The 3558-nt window shown below is 69.3% G+C and carries 5 protein-coding genes; 4 read left to right on the forward strand and 1 reads right to left on the reverse strand.

The annotated features are described in order from the left end of the window. The 4 genes from AAC997_RS20820 to AAC997_RS20835 form a co-directional block, all read left to right on the forward strand. Window positions 1-1211: CehA/McbA family metallohydrolase (locus tag AAC997_RS20820; protein WP_340647624.1), on the forward strand; the 1211-nt coding region annotated here is incomplete at its 5' end. Window positions 1212-1355: 144 nt separating this feature from the next. Continuing rightward, window positions 1356-1958 (forward strand): response regulator, encoded by a 603-nt coding sequence (locus tag AAC997_RS20825; protein ID WP_340647628.1) that lies wholly within the window; start codon window positions 1356-1358, stop codon window positions 1956-1958. Then, a complete protein-coding gene (locus tag AAC997_RS20830) occupies window positions 1955-2458 on the forward strand; it encodes a hypothetical protein (RefSeq protein ID WP_340647625.1) in 504 nt (167 codons plus the stop codon). The genes AAC997_RS20825 and AAC997_RS20830 overlap by 4 nt, the downstream gene beginning before the upstream one ends. A gap of 39 nt (window positions 2459-2497) precedes the next feature. Continuing rightward, window positions 2498-3340 (forward strand): tetratricopeptide repeat protein, encoded by an 843-nt coding sequence (locus AAC997_RS20835; RefSeq protein WP_340647626.1) that lies wholly within the window; start codon window positions 2498-2500, stop codon window positions 3338-3340. Between the two features lie 4 nt (window positions 3341-3344). On the opposite strand, the gene AAC997_RS20840 is transcribed toward AAC997_RS20835, so the two are convergent. Continuing rightward, window positions 3345-3500, reverse strand: a complete 156-nt coding sequence (locus AAC997_RS20840; protein WP_340647627.1) for a hypothetical protein — start codon at window positions 3498-3500, stop codon at window positions 3345-3347. Window positions 3501-3558: the final 58 nt, after the last annotated feature.

A 3558-nucleotide genomic window follows, 5' to 3' on the forward strand; every position in this document is an offset into this window, starting at 1 on the left:
GGGCTACCCCCTCCTACCTGCCCGGCCCGCTGCCGGCGGGGGAATGGAAGCTGGTCCTGGGGGTTCCCAACCTGCGCAAGGACGGCCGCGCGGACTACACGGCCACGATCACCCTCGACCGCAGCCCGGTATTCGATGGCTTCGCCGCCGCGCCCCTGAAGACTGGCCCCGGCTGGTATCGCGGCGACCTGCATCTGCACACCGCCCATTCCGACGGCGCGTGCCTGTCGCATCGGGGCCTGAAGGTTCCCTGCCCGGTGTTCAAGACCCTGGAGGCGGCCTCGGCGCGGGGGTTGGATTTCATCGCGGTGACCGACCACAACGCCACCTCGCAGAACGCGGCGTTGCGGGAACTGGCGCCCTATTACGACGACCTGCTGCTGATCCCGGGCCGCGAGATCACCACCTTCCAGGGCCACGCCAACGTGTTTGGCCCCACCGGACCGCTGGACTTCCAGCTGGGCGGGCCGCGAGCGCCGACGCTGACCGCGATCCTCGACGGGGTGAAGGCGGCCGGAGGTGTGGTCTCCATCAACCATCCGGGCCTGCCGTCGGGCGAGGCCTGCATGGGCTGCGGCTGGAGCGCGCCCGACACGCCCTATGACCGGATCGGGGTGATGGAGGTGGTCAATGGCGGGACCCTGGCCCTGACCGGCGGCAAGGCTGACGGGCTGTTCTCGGGCATCCCGTTCTGGGAGGCGCGGCTGAACGCGGGGTTGCGGATCACCGCCATCGGCGGATCGGACAATCACGACGCCACCCTGGACCCGGCCAAGGCGCCGGCGGTGGGGGCGCCGACCACGGTGGTCCACGCGACGGCGCTGTCCCAGGCCGCCATCCTGGACGCCCTCACGGCGGGCCACGTGTTCATCGATGTCGCCGGATCGCGCGACCGGCTTATCGAGGTGACGGCGCAGGCGGGCGGGCAGACGGCGCGGATGGGCGATGTGCTGGCCGCGCCGGCCGGGACGAACGTGCGGCTGCGTGTCCGGGTGGTCGGCGGGGCGGGGGATAGGCTCAGCCTCGCCGGGCCCGCCGCCAGGCTTGTCACCTTGCCCGACGCCGTCCTGACCGGCGCCGAGGCGACGACGGACCTCGAGCTGATCAGCGACGGCGCCGACGGCTGGCTGCGGGTGGACCTGCGTTCTGCGGACGGCCGGTTGATCCTGCTGACCAATCCGATCTACCTGCGGTCGCCGAACACCCGCTGAGCCTGTGGGGCAAGCCGCCGCGCCTGGCAGGAAGATGTTCTTAACCCTCTCTGGTCAGACTGAATCCGTCGCACCTCGCGGCGAAACACAAGGACTGTCCGGGCCTTACGGGGAATCCACCCCGTGCCCGGCGTGAAGGACAGCATGGGTCTGAGCCCCGATTCCCGCGCCCGGTTTAACCTTGAGCGAGCCTCCGTGCTCATCCTCGAGGAATCGTCCATGGGCATGAGCATCCTGGTGCAGATCCTCACCGGCTTCGGCGCCAAGGTGCTGCACAGGGCCGAGAGCGTGGAAGAAGCCCAAGGCCTGGTGGCCAAGGTCGAACTGGACCTGGTGGTGGCCGACGCCCTGGGTCCCGGCGGCGAGGGCTATGACTTCGTGAGCTGGCTGCGCCGCTCGCGGATCGAACCCAACTGTTTTGTGCCGGTGCTGCTGACCGCGGGACATACCCCCGGCAACGCCGTGCAGAAGGCCCGCGATTGCGGCGCCCACTTCGTCATGACCAAGCCGCTCACCCCCATCACGGTGCTGGAGCGCGTGCTCTGGATCGCCCGCGAGGGCCGGCGGTTCGTGGAGTGCGACAGCTATATGGGCCCCGACCGCCGCTTCAAGAACGAGGGCGTTCCGGCCGGTCAGGTCGGACGGCGCAGGGACGATCTGGTCGGCGATGTCGGCGAGGCGAGCGAGCCCAACATGGAACAGGACAGCATCGACGGCATGCTGAAGACACGGCGGGTGACGCTTTGAGCTCTGTAAAAATTCACGTTCCGGTGGTGCGGCTGGCCAAGCTGCTACGCACCCCTGGCGGGGTTCCCGTCGCCGATGCGGTCAAGCGGGCCGGAGCGGGGCTGGAAAGCCTGCGCGCCGAGTGCCTGGACGAACTGCGGGTGACGCTGGATCAGGCCGAGCTGTGCGCCAACCGCGCCAATGGCGAGTACGACGCCGCCGTGGCCGACGAACTCTACGCCATCGCCAGCGCGGCCATCGGCGTGCCGACCGCCTGCGGCCTGGCGCCCATCGACACCGCTCTCGTCAGCCTGGCCGACCTCACCGACTATCTGAGGACGCGCAAGATCTGGGACCCCAACGCCGTGGCCGTCCACCTGCGGGCCTTCCGCCTGCTGCTGCACACCGAGGCGGGCAAGGACAGCAACGGCACCAAGGCGATCCTGGAGGGCCTGCGCCGCGTCAGCCAGCGCTACGCCAAGCCGGAGGCGGCCGCCGACGCCAAGAGCGCGGCGGGCTAGGGCCTTTACGCATCGGTCGGCAACCGCTTCACTGCGGGGATGACCGATAACAGTATCCGTGAACGTTCCCGCCGCACCCTCGACAGCGCCCGATCCAACTACGAGGCCGATCCCAGCCTGCCCAACACCGTCTGGTACGGTCGGGTGCTGGGGTTCCGCTATCAGATCGAGGAGGCCATCGCCGTCTTCAGCGAGGGGCTGGAGCGGTTCCCTGAGTCCTTCGAACTGCTGCGCCAGCGGGGCCACCGCTATCTGTCGACCCGACGGTTCCGCGAGGGTCTCGCCGACCTGGCGCGCGCCGCCGAGCTGATCGAGGGCCGGCCGGAGTGGATCGAGCCGGACGGCAAGGGCAACGAGCTGCCGGTGCCCGCCACCAGCATCCAGTTCAACACCTGGTATCACCTGGCCCTGGCGCACTTTCTGCTGCGGGACTGGGATGCGGCGGAGGCCGCCTACCGGCGTTGCCTGGCGTGGGTGGCGCCGCAGGATCACGACGGGCTGACCGCCTGCAACGACTGGCTCTACATGACCCTGCGCCGCAAGGGCGACGAGGTCGCGGCGGCCGAGGTGCTGGCGGGGGTCCCCGAGGGCCTGCCGGACGAGGCCTTCGTCGAGGGCCCCTCCTATTATCGCCGTCTGCGGATGTATCGCGGTGAGTTCGCGCCCGAGGACCTGTTGAACCCGGAAATCGGGTCCCAGGTGATCCACGATCTGGAGACGCTCTACGCGACGCAGGGCTACGGTGTCGGGAACTGGTATCTCTACAATGGCGAGACACAGCGCGCCCGCGAGGTGTTCGAGCAGATCCTCCAGGGCCGCAGTCGTTTCGCCTTCGGATACATCGCCGCCGAGCTAGACCTGCGCGAGATGGCCGGCGGCTAGAGCCTCACCAGACGGTCTTCCCGGGCGACGACTCCTGCAAGGCCAGCATTGGCGGCAAGACGCCCGTGCTGAAGGCCAGCATGCACCAGGCCGGGGTCGGGGGATCGTGGGTCAGGTCGCTCAGCCAGGCGCCAACGAATCGGCTGTCGCCGCCGAACACGTCGCCAGCCCCTCGCTCAGCGCCCCGACACCGGTTAGCCTGTCAAAGCCGCCCCGGT

Source organism: Phenylobacterium sp., assembly GCF_037968635.1.
Classification (GTDB): Bacteria; Pseudomonadota; Alphaproteobacteria; order Caulobacterales; family Caulobacteraceae; genus Phenylobacterium.